Here is a 21,138-nt window from a genome sequence, read left to right as displayed (position 1 = left end):
TGGCCCACGAAGGAGATAGGCATGAACCAAGAGGTCATGAACCTTTTCAACCCGCAGGTGCCTGCGCAGACGTTCGACTCCATCCGCATCTCGATCGCGTCGCCGGAAAAGATCCTGTCCTGGTCGTATGGCGAGATCAAGAAGCCGGAAACCATCAACTACCGTACGTTCAAGCCGGAACGCGACGGTCTCTTCTGCGCGCGCATCTTCGGGCCGATCAAGGACTACGAGTGCCTGTGCGGCAAGTACAAGCGTATGAAGTACAAGGGCATCATCTGCGAAAAGTGCGGCGTCGAAGTCACGCTGTCGCGCGTTCGCCGTGAGCGCATGGGCCATATCGAGCTCGCTGCTCCCGTTGCCCATATCTGGTTCCTGAAGTCGCTTCCCTCGCGCATCTCGACGCTGCTCGACATGACGCTGAAGGATGTCGAGCGCGTTCTCTATTTCGAGAACTACATCGTGACCGAGCCGGGCCTGACCGCGCTCAAGGAAAACCAGCTTCTTTCCGAAGAAGAATACATGATCGCCGTCGATGAATATGGTGAAGACCAGTTCACGGCGATGATCGGCGCCGAAGCCATCTACGAGATGCTCGCCTCGATGAACCTCGAGCGCATCGCCGGCGACCTGCGTCAGGATCTGGCCGACACCACGTCGGATCTGAAGCAGAAGAAGCTGATGAAGCGCCTGAAGATCGTCGAGAACTTCATGGAATCCGGCAACCGTCCGGAATGGATGATCATGAAGGTCGTTCCGGTGATCCCGCCGGACCTGCGTCCGCTCGTTCCGCTGGACGGCGGCCGTTTCGCGACGTCGGACCTGAACGACCTCTATCGTCGCGTCATCAACCGTAACAACCGTCTGAAGCGCCTCATCGAGCTGCGCGCACCGGGCATCATCATCCGTAACGAGAAGCGCATGCTTCAGGAATCGGTTGACGCCCTGTTCGACAACGGCCGCCGCGGTCGCGTCATCACCGGCGCCAACAAGCGTCCGCTGAAGTCGCTGTCCGACATGCTCAAGGGCAAGCAGGGCCGCTTCCGCCAGAACCTGCTCGGCAAGCGCGTCGACTATTCCGGCCGTTCGGTCATCGTGACCGGTCCGGAACTCAAGCTGCACCAGTGCGGCCTGCCGAAGAAGATGGCGCTCGAACTGTTCAAGCCGTTCATCTACGCCCGCCTCGACGCCAAGGGTTTCTCCTCGACCGTCAAGCAGGCCAAGAAGCTAGTTGAAAAAGAGAAGCCTGAAGTCTGGGATATCCTCGACGAGGTCATCCGCGAACATCCGGTTCTGCTGAACCGCGCACCGACGCTGCACCGTCTGGGCATCCAGGCCTTCGAACCGATTCTGGTCGAAGGTAAGGCCATCCAGCTGCACCCGCTCGTCTGCACGGCCTTTAACGCCGACTTCGACGGTGACCAGATGGCTGTTCACGTTCCGCTCTCGCTGGAAGCCCAGCTGGAAGCGCGCGTGCTCATGATGTCGACGAACAACATTCTGCACCCGGCAAACGGCGCGCCGATCATCGTTCCGTCGCAGGACATGGTTCTCGGTCTCTACTATCTGGCGATCATGAACCAGAACGAGCCGGGCGAAGGCATGGCCTTCTCCGATATGGGCGAACTGCACCATGCGCTCGAAAACAAGGTCGTGACCCTGCACGCCAAGATCCGCGGTCGCTTCAAGACCATGGATGCCGACGGCAATCTGGTGTCGAAGATCTATGAAACGACGCCTGGCCGCATGATCATCGGCGAACTTCTGCCGAAGAACGTCAACGTGCCGTTCGAGACCTGCAACCAGGAAATGACCAAGAAGAACATCTCCAAGATGATCGACACGGTCTACCGTCACTGCGGTCAGAAAGACACGGTCATCTTCTGCGACCGCATCATGCAGCTCGGCTTTGCCCATGCCTGCCGCGCCGGCATTTCGTTCGGCAAGGACGACATGATCATTCCGGAAACCAAGGCGAAGATCGTCGGCGATACCGAAAGCCTGGTCAAGGAATACGAGCAGCAGTACAACGACGGCCTGATCACCCAGGGCGAGAAGTACAACAAGGTCGTCGACGCCTGGGGCAAGGCGACCGAAAAGGTTGCCGAGGACATGATGGCCCGCATTAAGGCCGTCGAGTTCGACCCGGAAACCGGTCGTCAGAAGCCGATGAACGCCATCTACATGATGTCCCACTCGGGCGCCCGCGGTTCTCCGAACCAGATGCGTCAGCTGGGCGGCATGCGCGGCCTCATGGCAAAGCCGTCGGGCGAGATCATCGAAACGCCGATCATCTCGAACTTCAAGGAAGGCCTGACCGTGAACGAGTACTTCAACTCGACGCACGGCGCCCGTAAGGGTCTGGCAGACACCGCCTTGAAGACCGCGAACTCCGGTTACCTGACCCGCCGTCTCGTCGACGTCGCGCAGGATTGCATCGTCACGCATGTCGATTGCGGCACCGAAAGCGGCCTGACCATGACGGCGATCGTCGATGCCGGCCAGGTCGTGGCCTCCATCGGCACCCGCGTTCTGGGCCGTACCGCACTTGATGATATCGATCATCCGGTCACGGGTGAGCGCATCGTCGATGCCGGCAAGATGATCCTCGAGCCGGATGTCCTGGCGATCGAAAAGGCTGGTATCCAGTCGATCCGTATCCGCTCGGCGCTGACTTGCGAAATCCAGACCGGCGTTTGCGGCGTCTGCTACGGTCGCGACCTTGCACGCGGCACGCCCGTCAACATGGGCGAAGCCGTCGGCGTCATCGCGGCACAGTCGATCGGTGAACCGGGCACCCAGCTCACCATGCGTACCTTCCACCTTGGCGGCACGGCGACCGTGGTCGACCAGTCGTTCCTGGAAGCATCGTATGAAGGCACGGTGCAGATGAAGAACCGCAACATGCTGCGCAACTCGGAAGGCGTTCTCGTCGCGATGGGTCGTAACATGGCGGTCACGATCCTCGATGAGCGCGGCGTGGAACGGTCCTCGCAGCGCGTCGCCTACGGCTCGAAGATCTTCGTCGATGACGGTGACAAGGTGAAGCGCGGCCAGCGTCTCGCCGAATGGGACCCCTACACCCGTCCGATGATGACGGAAGTGGAAGGTACCGTTCACTTCGAAGACGTCGTCGACGGCATCTCGGTTCTGGAAATGACCGACGAGTCCACCGGCATCACCAAGCGTTCGGTCATCGACTGGCGCTCGACGCCGCGCGGTACAGACCTGAAGCCGGCCATCGTCATCAAGGACAAGAACGGCGCTGTCGCCAAGCTGTCCCGCGGTGGCGAAGCCCGCTTCCTGCTCTCGGTCGATGCGATCCTGTCGGTCGAGCCGGGTCAGAAGGTCTCCCAGGGTGACGTTCTTGCCCGCTCGCCGCTGGAAAGCGCCAAGACCAAGGACATCACTGGTGGTCTGCCGCGCGTTGCCGAACTGTTCGAAGCCCGTCGTCCGAAGGACCACGCCGTCATCGCTGAGATCGATGGTACCGTCCGCTTCGGCCGCGACTACAAGAACAAGCGTCGCGTGCTGATCGAGCCGTCGGAAGACGGTGTTGAGCCGGTCGAGTACCTGATCCCGAAGGGCAAGCCCTTCCACCTTCAGGACGGCGACTATATCGAAAAGGGTGACTACATCCTCGACGGTAACCCGGCACCGCACGACATCCTGGCGATCAAGGGCGTGGAAGCACTCGCTTCCTACCTCGTGAACGAAATCCAGGAAGTCTACCGTCTGCAGGGCGTTGTGATCAACGACAAGCACATCGAGGTGATCGTTCGCCAGATGCTGCAGAAGGTCGAGATCACGGATGCCGGTGACTCGACGTACATTGTCGGTGACAACATCGACCGTATCGAGCTGGAAGACGTCAACGATCAGCTGATCGAAGAGGGCAAGAAGCCGGCATATGGCGATCCGGTCCTCCTCGGCATCACCAAGGCTTCGCTGCAGACCCCGTCGTTCATCTCGGCCGCATCGTTCCAGGAAACCACCAAGGTTCTCACGGAAGCTGCGATCGCCGGCAAGACCGACGGCCTGCAGGGCCTCAAGGAAAACGTCATCGTCGGCCGCCTCATCCCGGCCGGTACCGGTGGCACGATGACCCAGATCCGCCGCATCGCGACGGCCCGCGACGAGATGATCCTCGACGAGCGCCGCAAGTCGACGGGCGCCAGCGTTGCAACCCCGATGCTGGCGGATCTCGCCGGCGGCGAGGGTGCCGCAGCCGAATAAGGCTGGATCTTATGAAAATGAAAACGCCGGGCCTTGTGTCCGGCGTTTTGTTTTGGAGCCTCCCGTTAAGAGTGCTCTATCGGCAGATTTGCTCACCCGTTCCGGGGAGAGTCCGAAGGGGGCAGGGCGTATCGATCGACGACCGAAAGGCGCCGGACAAGGTCGCTTTGCCCGGAGCTGCCGGTTTTGGCATAAACGACCTTGGCGGTGCTGCGCACCGTTTCGTAGGAAATCTGCAGCCGTTTGGCGATTTCGGGGAGGGGCAGTCCCTTCTGGATTTCGATGGCGATGCGCGCTTCGCCGCGGGTCAGGTCGTAGAGCCCCTTCAGAATGCGCAGATCGTCCACGGCGGATGCCGAGGGCTGGGCGATCAGAACGATGGCGGTGCCTTGCGGTGAAAAATCGAGTGCGTGTCCGCAAAGCGGAATGACATGCACGATGCAGGCCTGCTCTTCCTCCGTCGCCGGCAGAGGAACCGATTTGATCCGGTCGTGCCCCGTGATCTCCGAGAGCGCTTGATAAAGCAGCCGATTGGCGCCTTCGTCCCTGAGGTGGATGCGGTTCTGGGCGCGGACGGAGACGCGGCCGCGCGCGGCCATGAACAATGGGTTCGTCGACAGCACACGCCCATTGCCCTGCACGATGGCTGCGGGTGCGCCGATCGCATTCAGCCCGGTCGCCAGAAGGTCGGCCTTCTGTTGATCCAGCTCGGTGGCGAGCAGAAGGCTGCGCGCGATATGCGGCCGCAGCGTGTTCAGAAGGCGGACCGTCTCGTCGCTGATCGGGCCGCTTGTGAGGTGCTGCTCGAAGCACACGCTGATCTCGATATCCTCAGGGCCGCTGATCAGCGTCGCCGTGGCGCATCCAAGGCCGCGCGGAACCAGAAAATCGCGATAGATCGGCAGCTCGCGCCTCTCCTCGGCGGTAAAGAGATCGGCATCGCGGACGAAGGAAAACTGCCCCTCCCGGTTGGCCTTTTCAAGCCTGATGTTCTTCGTGGCCCAGCCCTCGGCCGCGAATTCCTCGATGGTTTCCATGAAACCGGCGGTTCCGATCCACCGGCGCTCGTCAGTTGCCTTCCAGGTAAGGGCGCCGCCCCAGAATCCGCAGTCCCGCGCGATCTTGGAAACGACGTCCGGCCACCGCTCCTTGAAAACCGCCGCCTCGTAGATTCTGCTGATGAGTTCGGATTCGATCGTTTCCATGAATATTCCGACGTCGGGTGTGGGGGCTCCATCCGCGGTTCGACATGGTGGGGGCAATTTGCGGGAAAAACAAACGAATATCGGCTGTAAAACCGTCCCTAGGGTGACTTCGGTTCGGAACTCATTCTCGCAAAGGGTGTGGCCGGCGTTTTTTGACGAATGCTCACCCAATTGGGGGGCAATTCTCGCTCGCCGCGATGATAATCGATTCCGGGAGTGCTTCGATGAGATTGCGGTATTGCTGACCACATGCCGACATTGAGTGTCGATATGGTCACGCATTTCGTCGCATGAGAATGCGCAAGGGAAGCGAACCGCCCTTGCGGCCGGTCACGGGGCTGATCCGGCTGGGCGGTATTTCGTTCACCAATGCGTCGGCGCAGGCATTGCTCTCTCAATGCCTGCGCCATTTCACTTATGCGAAGCGGATGATCGCCACTTCGCCTTCCAGCGCGCCCTTGTAGGCCGAGGCGTGCGGCTCGTCTTCGGGCTGGCCGTTCAGCGTGCCGATCTGGTCGAGGTCGGCTTCCAGGAAACCTTCTTCCGAAAGCGCGTTCAACGCTTCGCGCACGGCGCTGTCGTCGTCGGGAGCGCGCAGCATGACGTGGATGTCGATGCCCTCGTCGCCCTCGCGCTCATAGGCCTTTCCGATAATAATGAAGACCATCGGCTCGTCGCCGAGCGTGTTGTTGTCGTTGTCGGCGCTGGACGCCATGGCGGGCTCCTTTCGGGTCAATGTTTCAGGTTGTATAAAGGGTAGGGCGGCAAGACCCAATGACAAAATGCACGCCCGGGCGACTCATGGCGCGAGAATCGGTGGATGCATTCGCCGTCGTGCGACTCTCCCCGGTTGATTCCATCTTCAGGCTTTCTTAATAGTCTCCCGCGACGGCTGGAGGCGCCGAAAGTGCCGCCGGCAGGACAGGGCCTGCCGCCGGAAGCCCTGCTTCTCAGGCAGGCCAGCCATTCCAGGGCCGGATTCTTTCGCCTCGCCCCTTGACCTTTTGCCCTTAACTCAGTAGACCGCACGCCATCAGAGCCTATGTGAGGCTGGCTGGTTCGGAATGACTCGTTCTGAAGTTCGCCTCAAACAGGGCTCGACGCACGTTGAGAACATGAATGCTGCACGCATGACGCGGTTATATCGCGTCCTCTGCCTATCAAAGGTCATCCGCTCAAGCGGATCGGCCTTTTATTGCGCATGAACACGCGTGTGGCCATGAGCATTTTGCAGGCAAGCGGTACGCTTGGCGTCGCATAAATGCGTAACCGACTATGCAGGGGCGGCCCGCCGCCCCAAATCCGCCCGCAAGGGTAATGAGACACGATAAGGGATGGGTCTATGCCTACCGTAAACCAGTTGATCCGCAAGCCGCGCCAGGCGTCGGTTAAGCGCAACAAGGTTCCTGCCCTGCAGGAAAACCCCCAGAAGCGCGGCGTTTGCACCCGCGTCTACACGACGACCCCGAAGAAGCCGAACTCGGCTCTGCGTAAGGTTGCCAAGATCCGCCTGACCAATGGCTTCGAAGTCATCGGTTACATCCCGGGCGAAGGTCACAACCTGCAGGAACACTCCGTCGTCATGATCCGTGGCGGTCGCGTAAAGGACTTGCCGGGCGTTCGTTACCACATCATCCGCGGCGTTCTCGACACCCAGGGCGTCAAGAACCGCAAGCAGCGTCGTTCGAAGTACGGCGCGAAGCGTCCGAAGTAATACAGTAACCAGCGCCATTTCGCTGGCCAGATCATTCAAGATTGAGAGACAAAAAGTATGTCCCGTCGCCATAGAGCAGAAAAGCGCGAGATCAACCCGGACCCGAAGTTCGGCGATCTCGTAGTCACCAAGTTCATGAACGCCATCATGCTGGACGGCAAGAAGTCCGTCGCCGAAACGATCGTTTACGGCGCCTTCGATGTCGTGCAGGGCAAGGCCAAGCAGGATCCGGTGACGGTTTTCCATTCGGCTCTCGACAACGTCGCGCCGCACGTCGAAGTGCGTTCGCGTCGCGTCGGTGGTGCGACCTACCAGGTTCCGGTCGACGTTCGTCCGGAGCGCCGTCAGGCTCTCGCAATCCGTTGGCTGATCGCAGCTGCCCGCAAGCGTAACGAAACGACCATGGTCGAGCGCCTTTCCGGCGAACTCATGGACGCAGCGAACAATCGCGGCAGCGCAGTGAAGAAGCGCGAAGACACGCACAAGATGGCTGACGCCAACCGTGCATTCTCGCACTACCGCTGGTAACCGAAACTAACGTCTCGAAAGGAGTCCGAAATGGCTCGCGAATACAAAATCGAAGACTACCGTAATTTCGGTATCATGGCGCATATCGACGCCGGCAAGACGACGACGACCGAACGTATCCTCTACTACACCGGCAAGTCCCACAAGATCGGCGAAGTCCATGACGGCGCCGCCACGATGGACTGGATGGAGCAGGAGCAGGAACGCGGCATCACGATCACGTCGGCTGCCACCACGACCTTCTGGAAGGGCCGTGACGGCAAGACCCGCCGCTTCAACATCATCGACACCCCCGGCCACGTCGACTTCACCATCGAAGTCGAACGCTCGCTGCGCGTTCTCGACGGTGCCATCGCTCTTCTCGACGCCAATGCCGGTGTTGAGCCGCAGACGGAAACCGTCTGGCGCCAGGCTGAGAAGTACAACGTTCCGCGCATGATCTTCTGCAACAAGATGGACAAGACCGGCGCGGACTTCTACCGCTCGGTGTCCATGATCAAGTCGCGTCTCGGTGCGATCCCGGTCGTCATGCAGCTGCCGATCGGCGCTGAAAGCGACTTCAAGGGCGTCATCGACCTGATCGAGATGAATGCTCTCGTGTGGCGCGACGAATCGCTCGGCGCCCAGTGGGACGTCGTCGAAATCCCGGAAGACATGAAGGCCCAGGCCGAAGAATACCGCGAGAAGCTTATCGAGACCGTCGTCGAAATCGACGAAGCCGCGATGGAAGCCTATCTCGAAGGTAACTACCCGGACAACGACAAGATCCGTGAACTCGTTCGCCGCGGCACCATCGACGTGAAGTTCCACCCGATGTTCTGCGGTACCGCGTTCAAGAACAAGGGCGTTCAGCCGCTGCTCGACGCCGTCGTCGATTACCTGCCGTCCCCGGCAGATATCCCGGCGATCAAGGGTATCGACGTGAAGACGGAAGCTGAAATCGAGCGTCACGCCGATGATGCTGAGCCGCTCTCCATGCTTGCGTTCAAGATCATGAACGACCCCTTCGTCGGTTCGCTCACCTTCGCCCGTATCTATTCCGGCAAGCTCGAAAAGGGCACGTCGGTCATGAACACGGTCAAGGAAAAGCGCGAGCGCGTCGGCCGCATGCTGCAGATGCACTCCAACTCGCGTGAAGACATCGAAGAAGCCTATGCAGGCGACATCGTTGCTCTCGCCGGCCTTAAGGACACGACGACGGGCGACACGCTCTGCGATCCCCTGAAGCCAGTCGTTCTCGAGCGCATGGAGTTCCCGGAACCGGTTATCCAGATCGCGATCGAGCCGAAGACGAAGAACGACCAGGAAAAGATGGGCCTCGCGCTCAACCGCCTGGCCGCCGAAGATCCGTCCTTCCGCGTCAAGACCGACGAAGAGTCCGGCCAGACGATCATTGCAGGCATGGGCGAACTTCACCTCGACATCATCGTCGACCGCATGCGTCGCGAGTTCAAGGTCGAAGCCAACGTCGGCGCTCCGCAGGTTGCTTACCGTGAGACGATCACGCGTAAGACCGAAAAGGACTACACGCACAAGAAGCAGACCGGTGGTACCGGCCAGTTCGCCCGCGTGAAGCTCGTGTTCGAACCGAACCCGGATGGCGAAGATTTCCTCTTCGAATCCAAGATCGTCGGCGGTGCTGTTCCCAAGGAATACATCCCGGGCGTTCAGAAGGGTATCGAAAGCGTTCTGTCCTCGGGTCCGCTCGCAGGCTTCCCGATGCTCGGCGTCAAGGCGACGCTCATCGACGGCGCCTTCCACGACGTCGACTCCTCGGTTCTCGCCTTCGAAATCGCATCGCGTGCCTGCTTCCGTGAAGCTTCGCGTGAAGCCGGCGCCCAGCTGCTCGAGCCGATGATGAAGGTCGAAGTCGTAACGCCGGAAGACTATGTCGGCGACGTTATCGGCGACCTGAACTCCCGTCGTGGCCAGATCCAGGGCCAGGAATCGCGCGGCGTCGCCGTCGTGATCTCCGCCAACGTGCCGCTGGCCAACATGTTCAAGTACGTGGACAACCTGCGCTCCATGTCGCAGGGTCGCGCCCAGTACTCGATGGTCTTCGACCACTATGCGCCGGTTCCGTCGAACGTCGCGCAGGAAATCCAGGCAAAGTACTCCGGTCAGAAGTGACCGGGGTAACCCCCTAAAAATTTGTATGAATTTCCCCTCGCGGGATCACGAATGGAGAGCCGGAAATGGCAAAGAGCAAGTTTGAGCGCAACAAGCCTCACGTAAACATTGGCACGATCGGCCACGTCGACCACGGCAAGACGTCGCTGACGGCAGCGATCACGAAGTACTTCGGCGAGTTCAAGGCGTACGACCAGATCGACGCCGCTCCGGAAGAAAAGGCGCGCGGCATCACCATCTCGACGGCACACGTCGAATACGAGACGCCGAACCGTCACTACGCGCACGTCGACTGCCCCGGCCACGCCGACTACGTCAAGAACATGATCACCGGTGCTGCCCAGATGGACGGCGCGATCCTGGTTTGCTCGGCTGCTGACGGCCCGATGCCGCAGACGCGCGAGCACATCCTGCTCGCCCGCCAGGTCGGCGTTCCCGCGATCGTCGTGTTCCTCAACAAGGTCGACCAGGTCGACGACGCCGAGCTTCTCGAGCTCGTCGAACTGGAAGTTCGCGAACTTCTGTCGTCCTACGACTTCCCGGGCGACGACATTCCGATCGTCAAGGGTTCGGCTCTGGCCGCTCTCGAAGACTCCGACAAGAAGATCGGTGAAGACGCGATCCGCGAGCTGATGGCCGCTGTCGACGCCTACATCCCGACGCCTGAGCGTCCGATCGACCAGCCGTTCCTGATGCCGATCGAAGACGTGTTCTCGATCTCGGGCCGTGGTACGGTTGTGACGGGCCGCGTCGAGCGCGGTATCGTCAAGGTTGGTGAAGAAGTCGAAATCGTCGGCATCCGCCCGACGTCGAAGACGACGGTTACCGGCGTTGAAATGTTCCGCAAGCTGCTCGACCAGGGCCAGGCCGGCGACAACATCGGTGCACTCGTCCGCGGTGTGAACCGTGATGGCGTCGAGCGTGGTCAGATCCTGTGCAAGCCGGGTTCGGTCAAGCCGCACAAGAAGTTCATGGCTGAAGCCTACATCCTGACGAAGGAAGAAGGCGGCCGTCATACGCCGTTCTTCACGAACTACCGTCCGCAGTTCTACTTCCGCACGACGGACGTTACCGGTATTGTTTCGCTGCCGGAAGGCACGGAAATGGTCATGCCGGGCGACAACGTCACGGTTGCCGTCGAACTGATCGTTCCGATCGCGATGGAAGAAAAGCTGCGCTTCGCTATCCGCGAAGGCGGCCGTACCGTCGGCGCCGGCATCGTTGCCTCGATCGTCGAGTAAGTCTTAAGGCCCTAGGCCGCTGAAATAGGAAGGGCAGGATCGCATCCTGCCCCTCCGGTCTTTGATAATTTAGCGGACTGGCCTTTCGGCATTGTGTTTTCGTGTGCGTTCCTTTATGGGAACCGCAGAATCAAAAAAACGCGTATTCCCCAAGCGAATCGCGAATAACGAACTAAGGAAAAGTCGTATGAACGGCCAGAACATCCGCATCCGCCTCAAGGCGTTTGACCACCGGATCCTTGATGCCTCCACGCGTGAAATCGTGTCGACGGCAAAGCGCACCGGCGCTAGCGTCCGCGGTCCCGTTCCTCTCCCGACCCGTATTGAAAAGTTCACTGTCAACCGTTCGCCCCACGTGGACAAGAAGAGCCGTGAACAGTTCGAGATGCGCACCCACAAGCGCCTGCTCGACATCGTAGATCCGACGCCGCAGACGGTCGATGCTCTTATGAAGCTCGACCTTGCGGCCGGTGTAGACGTAGAGATCAAACTCTAAGTCCGGCGTAAAGCCGAATAACAAGGAAGGTACGTGGCGAAAGCCGACGTCTTCTAAAAACGGGAAACCCGACGGCTCAGAGCCCGAGTGGAATCCTTAAACCAAGAGGCATGACGGGACGTCACGATCTCGCCAGGACTTCTAAGAGGATTGAACCATGCGTTCAGGTGTGATTGCACAGAAAGTAGGGATGACTCGCGTCTATAATGACGCAGGTGAGCACATCCCTGTAACAGTACTGCGACTGGACAACGTCCAGGTCGTCGCTCAGCGTACGCAGGACAAGAACGGCTACACGGCTGTTCAGCTCGGCGCCGGCTCTTCCAAGGTGAAGAACACGGCAAAGGCTCTGCGCGGCCAGTTTGCTGCCGCAAGCGTCGAGCCCAAGGCCAAGCTCGTTGAATTCCGCGTTTCGGAAGACAACCTCATCGAAATCGGCGCGGAACTGACCGCCAGCCATTTCGTCGCCGGCCAGCTGGTCGACGTGACCGGCACCACGATCGGTAAGGGTTTTGCCGGTGCCATGAAGCGCCACAACTTCGGCGGTCTTCGTGCAACGCACGGCGTTTCCGTTTCGCACCGTTCGCACGGTTCGACGGGTAACAACCAGGACCCGGGCAAGGTCTGGAAGGGCAAGCGCATGGCTGGTCACATGGGCCAGACGCGCGTCACCACCCAGAACCTCGAAGTCGTCTCCACGGACGAAGAGCGCGGTCTCATTCTCGTCAAGGGCGCAGTCCCGGGCTCCAAGGGCGCCTGGATTGTGGTTCGCGACGCCGTCAAGTCCGGCACCCCGTCCGACGCTCCGCGTCCGGCCGCCGTGCGCGCCGCAGCTAAGTAAGGGAGCCTGATCATGGATCTCAAAGTCACGACCCTCGCAGGGAAGGACGCCGGCAAGGTTTCCGTTTCCGACGCGATCTTCGGCCTCGAGCCGCGCGAAGACATCATCGCTCGCGTCGTCCGTTGGCAGCTTGCCAAGAAGCAGCAGGGCACGCACCAGTCGCTGACGCGCGCTGAAGTCTCCCGCACCGGCGCCAAGATGTTCAAGCAGAAGGGTACGGGCCGCGCTCGTCACCATTCGGCTCGCGCTCCGCAGTTCCGCGGCGGTGGCAAGGCTCACGGCCCGGTCTCCCGCAGCCATGCTCACGACCTGCCCAAGCAGGTTCGCGCGCTCGGCCTGCGTCACGCCCTCTCGGCCAAGCTGAAGTCCGACGACGTCATCATCATCGACGACCTCGTCGCCTCGGAAGCCAAGACGAAGGCTCTGGCCGGCGTGTTCGCTTCGCTCGGCCTCACCAATGCCCTCTTCATCGGCGGCGCTGAACTTGACGGCAACTTCAAGCTCGCAGCACGCAACATCCCGAACGTGGATGTTTTGCCGATCCAGGGCATCAATGTTTACGACATCCTGCGCCGCGGCAAGCTCGTGCTCTCCAAGGCTGCTGTAGAAGCCCTCGAGGAGCGGTTCAAATGACGGATCTTCGCCACTACGATGTGATCGTATCTCCTTCGATCACCGAAAAGTCGACGCTGGTATCCGAAAACAACCAGATCGTCTTCAACGTCGCCAAGCGCGCTTCCAAGCCTGAAATCAAGGCTGCCGTGGAAGCTCTCTTCGGCGTCAAGGTCACGGCTGTGAACACGCTCGTCCGCAAGGGCAAGGTTAAGCGTTTCCGCGGCTTCGCCGGCCGGCAGGGAGATGTCAAGAAGGCTATCGTCACGCTTGCTGACGGTCAGTCCATCGACGTCTCCACCGGGCTCTAATCGAGCAGTCGGCTAAAGAGGAAACAAGAAAATGGCATTGAAAAGCTACAACCCGACCACTCCGAGCCAGCGCCAGCTGGTCATCGTCGACCGGTCCGGCCTTTACAAGGGCAAGCCCGTCAAGGCTCTGACCGAAGGTCTTTCCAAGAGCGGTGGTCGTAACAACCTCGGTCGCATCACGGCCCGCTTCATCGGCGGCGGTCACAAGCGCACCTACCGTCTCGTCGACTTCAAGCGTCGCAAGTTCGACGTCGAAGGCACGGTCGAGCGTCTGGAATACGACCCGAACCGTACGGCATTCATCGCTTTGGTGAACTATGCCGACGGCGAGCAGGCCTACATCCTGGCTCCGCAGCGCCTGACGGCCGGCGACAAGGTCATCGCCTCCACCAAGGCTGTTGACGTCAAGCCCGGCAACACCATGCCGCTGCAGTACATCCCGGTTGGTTCGATCGTTCACAACGTCGAAATGAAGCCGGGCAAGGGCGGTCAGATCGCTCGTTCGGCCGGCACCTTCGTACAGCTGGTCGGTCGCGACCAGGGCATGGCGATCCTTCGCCTGAACTCGGGCGAACAGCGCCTGGTTCATGCGTCCTGCCTCGCAACCGTCGGCGCCGTCTCCAACCCGGACCACGGCAACATCAACGACGGCAAGGCTGGTCGTACGCGTTGGCGCGGCAAGACCCCGCATAACCGCGGTGTTGTCATGAACCCGGTCGACCACCCGCACGGCGGTGGTGAAGGCCGCACCTCCGGTGGTCGTCACCCGGTATCCCCGTGGGGCAAGCCCACCAAGGGCAAGCGTACCCGCTCGAACAAGTCGACCGACAAGTTCATCATGCGCTCGCGCCACTTGAAGAAGAAGTAAGAGAGGTTAGTCAGAAATGGCTCGTTCAGTATGGAAAGGCCCGTTTGTTGACGGCTATCTTCTCAAGAAGGCTGAGAAGGTTCGTGAAGGCGGTCGCAGCGAAGTAATCAAGATCTGGAGCCGTCGCTCCACGATCCTGCCGCAGTTCGTTGGACTGACCTTCGGCGTCTACAATGGCAGCAAGCACATCCCGGTTGCTGTCAACGAAGACATGGTCGGCCACAAGTTTGGTGAATTCGCTCCGACCCGGACCTACTACGGTCACGGTGCGGACAAGAAGGCGAAGAGGAAGTAACGATGGGTAAGGCTAAAGCCGAACGTCGGCTGAAGGATAACGAGGCGCAGGCCATCGCGCGCACGATCCGCGTCAGCCCCCAGAAGCTCAACCTGCTTGCTGCGCTCATCCGCGGCAAGAAGGTGGACAAAGCTCTCGCCGAGCTCGAGTTCTCGCGCAAGCGTAGCGCCGAGACCGTCAAGAAGACGCTCGAGTCCGCGATTGCAAATGCGGAAAACAACCACGACCTCGACGTCGATAGCCTTATCGTCGCCGAAGCCTATGTCGGCAAGTCGATCGTCATGAAGCGTTTCCACGCTCGTGGCCGCGGCCGCGCATCGCGGATCGAGAAGCCTTTCTCGCATCTCACGATCGTCGTCCGTGAAGTCGAAGCCAAAGGGGAGGCCGCATAATGGGTCAGAAGATTAATCCAATCGGTTTCCGCCTCGGCATCAACCGTACCTGGGACAGCCGTTGGTTCGCCGACAATGCCGAATACGGCCAGCTGCTCCACGAAGACCTGAAGATCCGCGCTTTCGTCATGGAAGAGCTGAAGCAGGCCGGTATCGCCAAGGTCGTCATCGAGCGTCCGCACAAGAAGTGCCGCGTCACGATCCACTCGGCTCGTCCGGGTCTGATCATCGGCAAGAAGGGTGCAGACATCGAAAAGCTTCGCAAGAAGCTTGCCGAGATGACGAACTCCGAAACGCACCTCAACATCGTTGAAGTGCGCAAGCCGGAAGTCGACGCGACGCTCGTCGCTCAGTCGATCGCCCAGCAGCTCGAACGCCGCGTGGCTTTCCGCCGTGCGATGAAGCGCGCTGTTCAGTCGGCCATGCGTCTTGGCGCCGAAGGCATCAAGATCACCTGCGCCGGCCGTCTCGGCGGCGCGGAAATCGCGCGTACGGAATGGTACCGCGAAGGTCGCGTTCCGCTTCACACGCTGCGTGCAGACATCGACTACGGTACGGCTGAAGCCGAAACCGCATTCGGCATCTGCGGCATCAAGGTCTGGATCTTCAAGGGCGAAATCCTTGAGCATGACCCGATGGCCTCTGAGCGTCGCGCAAGCGAAAGTGACAGCCAGGGTCCCGCAAGCCGTGAACGCGGTGATCGCGGCGACCGTCGTCGTGAAAACGCGTAACAGTCGCGTTTGGCAGCCAATATCGGAGAAGTAAAAAAATGTTGCAGCCAAAGCGTACCAAGTACCGCAAGCAGTTCAAGGGCCGCATCAAGGGTGTCGCCAAGGGCGGCTCCGACCTCGCTTTCGGCGAGTTCGGCTTGAAGGCTCAGGAACCGAATCGCGTGAACGCTCGCGAGATCGAAGCGGCCCGCCGCGCGATCACCCGTTACATGAAGCGTGCCGGCCGTGTGTGGATCCGCGTGTTCCCCGACGTCCCGGTCACCGCGAAGCCCACGGAAGTCCGCATGGGTAAGGGTAAGGGTTCGGTCGAATACTGGGCAGCCAAGGTCAAGCCTGGTCGTATGATGTTCGAGATCGACGGTGTCTCCGAGGAGATCGCCCGTGAGGCGCTTCGTCTCGGCTCGGCCAAGCTCTCGGTCAAGACGCGCTTCGTACAGCGCATTGCAGAGTAAGGAGCGAGCGTCATGAAAGCCGCAGACGTCAAGGCGCTGAGCGCCGACCAGCTGAACGACGAACTGGCCAAGCTGAAGAAAGAGCAGTTCAACCTGCGCTTCCAGAAGGCGACCGGCCAGCTCGAAAAGACCTCGCGCATCAACGAAGTCCGCAAGGACATCGCGCGCGTCAAGACCATTGCCCGCCAGAAGGCGGCAGAAGCCAAGGCCTAAGGACCAAAAAATATGCCGAAACGCATTCTGCAGGGCACTGTTGTCAGCGACAAGAACGACAAGACCATCGTCGTGCGCGTCGAACGCCGTTTTGCCCATCCCCTGCTTCAGAAGACCGTTCGCCGGTCCAAGAAGTACAAGGCGCATGACGAAACCAACCAGTTCAAGGTCGGCGACGTCGTTTCCATTCAGGAATGCGCCCCGATTTCCAAGGACAAGCGCTGGACCGTTCTGACGGCCCAGGCTTAAATTCAGCAGTTTTCGCGTCCGGCCCTTGCGTCTGGCGCGAAACACTGTATGAAGCAGCGCAAGGACGCTCGGAATCACGAGCGTTCTTTTGCTTTGAGCGCACGGAAGGTCCGTCGGTTCGCCGAAGGGAAACCACCCTGGCAACACACCTTCCCGCGCGAAGACATGAATTTCCATATGCTGGAACAGGGGGCCTTTCCTTGATCGGGATTGGCCCAACCGGTCTGGTGAAACAAGAAGGCGACCTGACATGATTCAGATGCAGACTAACCTCGACGTGGCGGATAATTCCGGCGCACGTCGTGTCATGTGCATCAAGGTGCTGGGCGGCTCCAAGCGCAAATACGCTTCGGTCGGCGACGTTATCGTCGTCTCGATCAAGGAAGCTATTCCGCGCGGCCGCGTTAAGAAGGGTGACGTGATGAAGGCGGTTGTTGTTCGCACCGCCAAGGACATCCGTCGTCCCGATGGCAGCGTCATCCGTTTTGACAGCAACGCCGCTGTCCTGATCGACAACAAGAAAGAGCCCATCGGCACCCGTATCTTCGGACCGGTTCCGCGCGAACTCCGCGCCAAGAACCACATGAAGATCATCTCGCTGGCTCCCGAAGTACTCTAAGGAGCGATGGCTATGCAGAAGATCCGTAAAGGCGACAAGGTCGTCGTACTCACCGGCAAGGACAAGGGCCGCACCGGTGAGGTCGTACAGGTAATGCCGAAGGAAGACCGTGCGGTCGTCAAGGGTATCAACCTGGTGAAGCGTCACCAGCGCCAGACCCAGACCCAGGAAGCCGGCATCATCACCAAGGAAGCTTCGATCCACCTGTCGAACATCGCGATCGCCGACCCCAAGGACGGCAAGCCGACCCGCGTCGGTTTCAAGGTCGAAGGCGACAAGAAGGTTCGTGTAGCAAAGCGTTCGGGAGTGTCGATCGATGGCTGACACCAAGTATGAGCCCCGGCTCAAGAAGGAATATGTCGAGCGTATTCGTGCGGCGCTGCGGGAGCAGTTCTCCTACGCCAACGAGATGCAAATCCCGAAGCTCGACAAGATCGTGATCAACATGGGCGTGGGCGAAGCCACGGCGGACTCCAAGAAGCCCACCGTAGCGGCAGCCGACCTCGCAGCGATCGCCGGCCAGAAGCCGGTCATCACGCGCGCTCGCAACTCCATCGCGGGCTTCAAGGTCCGTGAAGGCATGCCGATCGGCGCAAAGGTCACCCTGCGCGGCGCCCGCATGTATGAATTTCTGGATCGCCTCGTGAACATCGCGCTGCCCCGCGTACGCGACTTCCGTGGTCTGAACCCGAAGTCCTTCGATGGCCGTGGCAACTTCGCCATGGGTATCAAGGAGCACATTGTGTTCCCTGAGATCAACTACGACAAGGTTGATCAGATGTGGGGCATGGACATCATCGTTTGCACGACGGCACCGACGGACGACGAAGCACGCGCTCTTCTGAAAGAGTTCAGCTTCCCGTTCCGCGCCTGACCGTAACGACAAGCGTAAAGAAGGATTACTGTTATGGCTAAAACCAGCGCAGTCGAGAAGAATAACCGCCGTCGCAAACTGGTCGCCAGCCAGGCTGCAAAGCGTGCAGCCCTCAAGGCGATCATCCAGAACCAGTCTCTTCCGATCGAAGAGCGCTTCAAGGCAACCCTCAAGCTTGCTGAGCTGCCGCGCAATGGTTCGAAGACCCGCATCCGCAACCGTTGCCAGGTAACGGGCCGTCCGCGCGCCTATTACCGCAAACTCGGTATGTCGCGTATTGCGCTTCGTGAACTGGGCAATTCCGGCAAGGTGCCGGGCATTGTCAAGTCGAGCTGGTAAGGAGACGGGTACATGGCAATGACTGATCCCCTGGGCGATATGCTCACCCGTATCCGCAACGGCGCCGCACGCCGCAAGTCGAGCGTTTCCACGCCGGCTTCCAACCTGCGTGCCCGCGTTCTGGATGTCCTTCAGGCTGAAGGCTACATCCGCGGATATTCGGAAGTCGAATTCGGCAACGGCAAGTCCGAGCTGAACATCGAACTCAAGTACTACGAAGGCGCGTCCGTGATCCGCAAGATCGACCGCGTCTCCAAGCCGGGCCGCCGGGTCTATGTCTCGGTCAAGTCCATCCCGCAGGTCGCGAACGGCCTCGGCATCACCATCCTTTCGACCCCGAAGGGCGTGATGGCCGATCACCAGGCACGCGAACAGAACGTTGGTGGCGAGGTTCTTTGCTCGATCTTCTAAGATCGAGCATGGATCTCCATAACGAACAGACAGGATAAAACAATGTCTCGTATCGGTAAGAAGCCCGTTCAGGTTCCCGCTGGTGTCACCGCGACCGTTGATGGTCAGAAGGTCACCGCGAAGGGCCCGAAGGGCGAACTGTTCTTCGTCGCAAACGACGAAGTTTCGGTAAAGCTCGAAGACAACGCCGTCGTCGTCCAGCCGACCAGCCAGTCGAAGGACGCTCGTTCCAAGTGGGGCATGTCCCGCACGATGGTCGAGAACATCTTCAAGGGTGTTAAGGACGGCTACGAGCGCAAGCTCGAAATCAACGGCGTCGGTTACCGCGCGTCGCTGCAGGGCAAGAACCTGCAGCTGGCCCTCGGCTTCAGCCATGACGTCGTCTACCAGACGCCGGAAGGCATCACGATCGCTGTTCCGAAGCCGACTGAGATCATCATCTCCGGCATCAACAAGCAGCAGGTCGGCCAGGTCGCTGCGGAAATCCGCGAGTACCGTGGCCCCGAGCCCTACAAGGGCAAGGGCGTCAAGTACGCGGAAGAACGCATCGTCCGCAAGGAAGGCAAGAAGAAGTAAGGATCACGCGAAATGGCTAGCACCAAAGAAGCTCTCGTGCGCCGCGCCAACCGCGTGCGCCGTACTCTCAAGGCGGTGGCCAACGGCCGTCCGCGCCTGTCGGTTCATCGCTCGTCGAAGAACATCTACGTACAGGTCATCGACGACGTTGACGGCAAGACCCTTGCGGCTGCCTCCACGCTCGACACCGATCTGCGCTCGTCTTTGAAGACGGGCGCTGACACGGCAGCTGCTGCTGCCGTCGGCAAGCTCATTGCCGAGCGCGCAGTCAAGGCCGGCGTCAAGGACGTCGTCTTCGACCGTGGCGCCTTCCTCTATCACGGTCGCGTCAAGGCTCTCGCCGAAGCCGCCCGTGAAGGTGGTCTGAACTTCTGATCACTCGGCCGGGCACTTCGGTGCCCCGCCGATCACTCAGTAGGGTACTGGTCGCTTCCATTTCCTGAATGGGGGCGGCTTTCGACAATCTGCCGATTGCACCCGGAAAAGAAAAAGGAAAAGGACAATGGCACAGGAAAAGCGCGGTCGTGACGACCGCCAGAACCGCGAAGAGCGCGACAGCGAGTTTGTCGACAAGCTCGTCGCGATCAACCGCGTCGCGAAGGTCGTCAAGGGCGGCCGTCGTTTCGGTTTTGCAGCTCTCGTCGTCGTCGGCGACCAGAAGGGCCGCGTCGGCTTCGGCCACGGCAAGGCTCGTGAAGTTCCGGAAGCTATCCGGAAGGCCACCGAAGCCGCCAAGCGCGACCTGATCTTCGTACCGCTGCGCTCCGGCCGCACGCTGCACCACGATGTGCACGGCCGTCACGGCGCCGGCAAGGTGCTGCTGCGTTCGGCCAAGGCCGGTACCGGTATCATCGCAGGTGGCCCGATGCGCGCCGTCTTCGAAACGCTCGGTGTTCATGACGTCGTCGCCAAGTCGACCGGTTCCTCGAACCCGTACAACATGATCCGTGCGACGTTCGACGCCCTCAAGAGCCAGATGCACCCGAAGGACATCGCAGCTCAGCGCGGCATGAAGTACGCCACGCTGCAGGCTCGCCGCACGTCTGCCGGCGTCTCTGCCGAAGAATAAGGAGCACTGATCATGGCTAAGAAAGAAACCGCCTCGAAGACGGTGACTGTCGAGCAGATCGGCAGCCCCATCCGCCGTCCGGCCATCCAGCGCGCAACGCTCGTCGGCCTGGGCCTCAACAAGATGCACCGGGTTCGCACGCTGGAAGACACCCCGTCTGTCCGCGGCATGATCCGTGCCGTCCAGCACCTCGTTCGCGTCGTCGAAGAGAAGTGAGGGGATAGATTATGAAACTGAATGAAATCAAGGACAACGAAGGCTCCTCGAAGAACCGCAAGCGCCTCGGCCGCGGTATCGGTTCGGGCTCGGGCAAGACCGGTGGTCGCGGTGTCAAGGGTCAGAAGGCTCGTTCGGGCGTTGCGATCAACGGCTTCGAAGGCGGTCAGATGCCCATCTACCGTCGTCTGCCGAAGCGTGGCTTCAACAACATCTTCTCGTCCGACTTCGCCATCGTCTCGCTCGGCCGCGTTCAGCAGGCCATCGACGCCGGCAAGCTCGACGCCAAGGCGACCGTTGATGCCGCTGCTCTCAAGGCAGCCGGCGTTATCCGTCGCGAGAAGGACGGCGTACGCGTTCTGGCCGACGGCGAACTGAAGGCCAAGGTTGCCTTCGAAGTCGCCGGCGCCTCCAAGCCCGCGATCGAAAAGATCGAAAAGGCTGGCGGCACGATCAAGCTGCTGCTGGCAGTCGCAGAAGCCGCCGAATAATTCGACATTTAATCGCCCGGTGTGCTTCACAC

At 60.4% G+C, this 21,138-nt stretch carries 28 protein-coding genes; 26 read left to right on the top strand and 2 right to left on the bottom strand.

Annotated features, from left to right (window positions below):
• Positions 1–21: 21 nt before the first annotated feature.
• Entirely contained in the window at positions 22–4,233 is a 4,212-nt protein-coding gene (gene rpoC, locus AC27VQ_RS10205) for a DNA-directed RNA polymerase subunit beta' (RefSeq protein ID WP_488716181.1), read from the top strand.
• A gap of 92 nt (positions 4,234–4,325) precedes the next feature.
• Here rpoC and AC27VQ_RS10200 read toward each other — a convergent pair whose 3' ends face one another.
• Positions 4,326–5,609, bottom strand: a complete 1,284-nt coding sequence (locus AC27VQ_RS10200; RefSeq protein ID WP_488716180.1) for a helix-turn-helix transcriptional regulator — start codon at positions 5,607–5,609, stop codon at positions 4,326–4,328.
• A gap of 244 nt (positions 5,610–5,853) precedes the next feature.
• Positions 5,854–6,153, bottom strand: coding sequence for a transcriptional regulator (locus AC27VQ_RS10195; RefSeq protein WP_117372571.1), 300 nt, complete (start codon positions 6,151–6,153; stop codon positions 5,854–5,856).
• Between the two features lie 627 nt (positions 6,154–6,780).
• Here AC27VQ_RS10195 and rpsL point away from each other — a divergent pair.
• From rpsL to rplO, 25 genes are all read left to right on the top strand, one after another.
• Entirely contained in the window at positions 6,781–7,152 is a 372-nt protein-coding gene (rpsL, locus tag AC27VQ_RS10190) for a 30S ribosomal protein S12 (RefSeq protein WP_022719193.1), read from the top strand.
• 57 nt (positions 7,153–7,209) lie between these two features.
• A complete protein-coding gene (gene rpsG / locus AC27VQ_RS10185; RefSeq protein WP_069059038.1) occupies positions 7,210–7,680 on the top strand; it encodes a 30S ribosomal protein S7 in 471 nt (156 codons plus the stop codon).
• A gap of 30 nt (positions 7,681–7,710) precedes the next feature.
• Entirely contained in the window at positions 7,711–9,810 is a 2,100-nt protein-coding gene (fusA, locus tag AC27VQ_RS10180; RefSeq protein WP_313528543.1) for an elongation factor G, read from the top strand.
• A gap of 65 nt (positions 9,811–9,875) precedes the next feature.
• Complete coding sequence (gene tuf, locus AC27VQ_RS10175; protein WP_244760725.1) at positions 9,876–11,051, top strand: elongation factor Tu; 1,176 nt, start codon at positions 9,876–9,878, stop codon at positions 11,049–11,051.
• A gap of 187 nt (positions 11,052–11,238) precedes the next feature.
• Entirely contained in the window at positions 11,239–11,547 is a 309-nt protein-coding gene (gene rpsJ / locus AC27VQ_RS10170) for a 30S ribosomal protein S10 (RefSeq protein WP_003507767.1), read from the top strand.
• A 157-nt stretch (positions 11,548–11,704) separates the two neighbouring features.
• Positions 11,705–12,388 carry a 50S ribosomal protein L3 gene (gene rplC, locus AC27VQ_RS10165; protein ID WP_024270438.1) on the top strand — a complete coding sequence of 228 codons (684 nt, stop codon included), beginning with the start codon at positions 11,705–11,707 and terminating at the stop codon, positions 12,386–12,388.
• 12 nt (positions 12,389–12,400) lie between these two features.
• A complete protein-coding gene (rplD, locus tag AC27VQ_RS10160) occupies positions 12,401–13,021 on the top strand; it encodes a 50S ribosomal protein L4 (protein ID WP_313528546.1) in 621 nt (206 codons plus the stop codon).
• Positions 13,018–13,311 (top strand): 50S ribosomal protein L23, encoded by a 294-nt coding sequence (locus AC27VQ_RS10155; RefSeq protein ID WP_117372286.1) that lies wholly within the window; start codon positions 13,018–13,020, stop codon positions 13,309–13,311. Before rplD ends, AC27VQ_RS10155 begins: the two co-directional genes overlap by 4 nt.
• A 31-nt stretch (positions 13,312–13,342) precedes the next feature.
• Positions 13,343–14,179: a 50S ribosomal protein L2 gene (rplB, locus tag AC27VQ_RS10150; protein WP_117372287.1), complete on the top strand. Its 837-nt coding sequence runs from the start codon at positions 13,343–13,345 to the stop codon at positions 14,177–14,179.
• Between the two features lie 16 nt (positions 14,180–14,195).
• Positions 14,196–14,474: a 30S ribosomal protein S19 gene (gene rpsS / locus AC27VQ_RS10145; protein ID WP_023517272.1), complete on the top strand. Its 279-nt coding sequence runs from the start codon at positions 14,196–14,198 to the stop codon at positions 14,472–14,474.
• Positions 14,475–14,476: 2 nt separating this feature from the next.
• A complete protein-coding gene (rplV, locus tag AC27VQ_RS10140) occupies positions 14,477–14,866 on the top strand; it encodes a 50S ribosomal protein L22 (RefSeq protein ID WP_069059031.1) in 390 nt (129 codons plus the stop codon).
• Positions 14,866–15,597: a 30S ribosomal protein S3 gene (gene rpsC, locus AC27VQ_RS10135; protein ID WP_313528550.1), complete on the top strand. Its 732-nt coding sequence runs from the start codon at positions 14,866–14,868 to the stop codon at positions 15,595–15,597. The genes rplV and rpsC overlap by 1 nt, the downstream gene beginning before the upstream one ends.
• 38 nt (positions 15,598–15,635) lie before the next feature.
• The gene (gene rplP, locus AC27VQ_RS10130) at positions 15,636–16,049 is read left to right on the top strand and encodes a 50S ribosomal protein L16 (RefSeq protein ID WP_117372290.1); all 414 of its coding nucleotides are present in this window, start codon (positions 15,636–15,638) and stop codon (positions 16,047–16,049) included.
• A 12-nt stretch (positions 16,050–16,061) separates the two neighbouring features.
• A complete protein-coding gene (gene rpmC, locus AC27VQ_RS10125; protein WP_117372291.1) occupies positions 16,062–16,262 on the top strand; it encodes a 50S ribosomal protein L29 in 201 nt (66 codons plus the stop codon).
• Positions 16,263–16,274: 12 nt separating this feature from the next.
• Positions 16,275–16,511, top strand: coding sequence for a 30S ribosomal protein S17 (rpsQ, locus tag AC27VQ_RS10120; protein WP_313528553.1), 237 nt, complete (start codon positions 16,275–16,277; stop codon positions 16,509–16,511).
• Between the two features lie 250 nt (positions 16,512–16,761).
• Complete coding sequence (gene rplN / locus AC27VQ_RS10115) at positions 16,762–17,130, top strand: 50S ribosomal protein L14 (RefSeq protein WP_117372293.1); 369 nt, start codon at positions 16,762–16,764, stop codon at positions 17,128–17,130.
• 12 nt (positions 17,131–17,142) lie between these two features.
• Positions 17,143–17,454 (top strand): 50S ribosomal protein L24, encoded by a 312-nt coding sequence (gene rplX / locus AC27VQ_RS10110; protein ID WP_024270443.1) that lies wholly within the window; start codon positions 17,143–17,145, stop codon positions 17,452–17,454.
• Positions 17,447–18,004, top strand: coding sequence for a 50S ribosomal protein L5 (rplE, locus tag AC27VQ_RS10105; protein WP_313528557.1), 558 nt, complete (start codon positions 17,447–17,449; stop codon positions 18,002–18,004). Before rplX ends, rplE begins: the two co-directional genes overlap by 8 nt.
• A gap of 33 nt (positions 18,005–18,037) precedes the next feature.
• The gene (gene rpsN / locus AC27VQ_RS10100; protein ID WP_117372296.1) at positions 18,038–18,343 is read left to right on the top strand and encodes a 30S ribosomal protein S14; all 306 of its coding nucleotides are present in this window, start codon (positions 18,038–18,040) and stop codon (positions 18,341–18,343) included.
• A gap of 12 nt (positions 18,344–18,355) precedes the next feature.
• Positions 18,356–18,754, top strand: a complete 399-nt coding sequence (gene rpsH, locus AC27VQ_RS10095; protein ID WP_117372297.1) for a 30S ribosomal protein S8 — start codon at positions 18,356–18,358, stop codon at positions 18,752–18,754.
• A 42-nt stretch (positions 18,755–18,796) separates the two neighbouring features.
• Positions 18,797–19,330, top strand: a complete 534-nt coding sequence (gene rplF, locus AC27VQ_RS10090; protein WP_244760738.1) for a 50S ribosomal protein L6 — start codon at positions 18,797–18,799, stop codon at positions 19,328–19,330.
• A gap of 12 nt (positions 19,331–19,342) precedes the next feature.
• The gene (gene rplR / locus AC27VQ_RS10085) at positions 19,343–19,705 is read left to right on the top strand and encodes a 50S ribosomal protein L18 (protein WP_244760739.1); all 363 of its coding nucleotides are present in this window, start codon (positions 19,343–19,345) and stop codon (positions 19,703–19,705) included.
• Between the two features lie 127 nt (positions 19,706–19,832).
• Complete coding sequence (rpsE, locus tag AC27VQ_RS10080) at positions 19,833–20,399, top strand: 30S ribosomal protein S5 (RefSeq protein ID WP_244760740.1); 567 nt, start codon at positions 19,833–19,835, stop codon at positions 20,397–20,399.
• A gap of 12 nt (positions 20,400–20,411) precedes the next feature.
• Entirely contained in the window at positions 20,412–20,615 is a 204-nt protein-coding gene (gene rpmD / locus AC27VQ_RS10075; protein WP_257947258.1) for a 50S ribosomal protein L30, read from the top strand.
• 11 nt (positions 20,616–20,626) lie between these two features.
• On the top strand, positions 20,627–21,106 hold the full coding sequence (gene rplO / locus AC27VQ_RS10070) for a 50S ribosomal protein L15 (protein ID WP_421591260.1): 480 nt from the start codon (positions 20,627–20,629) through the stop codon (positions 21,104–21,106).
• Positions 21,107–21,138: the final 32 nt, after the last annotated feature.

The sequence above is a fragment of the Shinella sp. 20P9.1.1 genome (assembly GCF_057798995.1).
The sequence above is the reverse complement of the archived record's forward strand: the minus strand, read 5'-3'. Positions and strand labels throughout refer to the sequence as shown.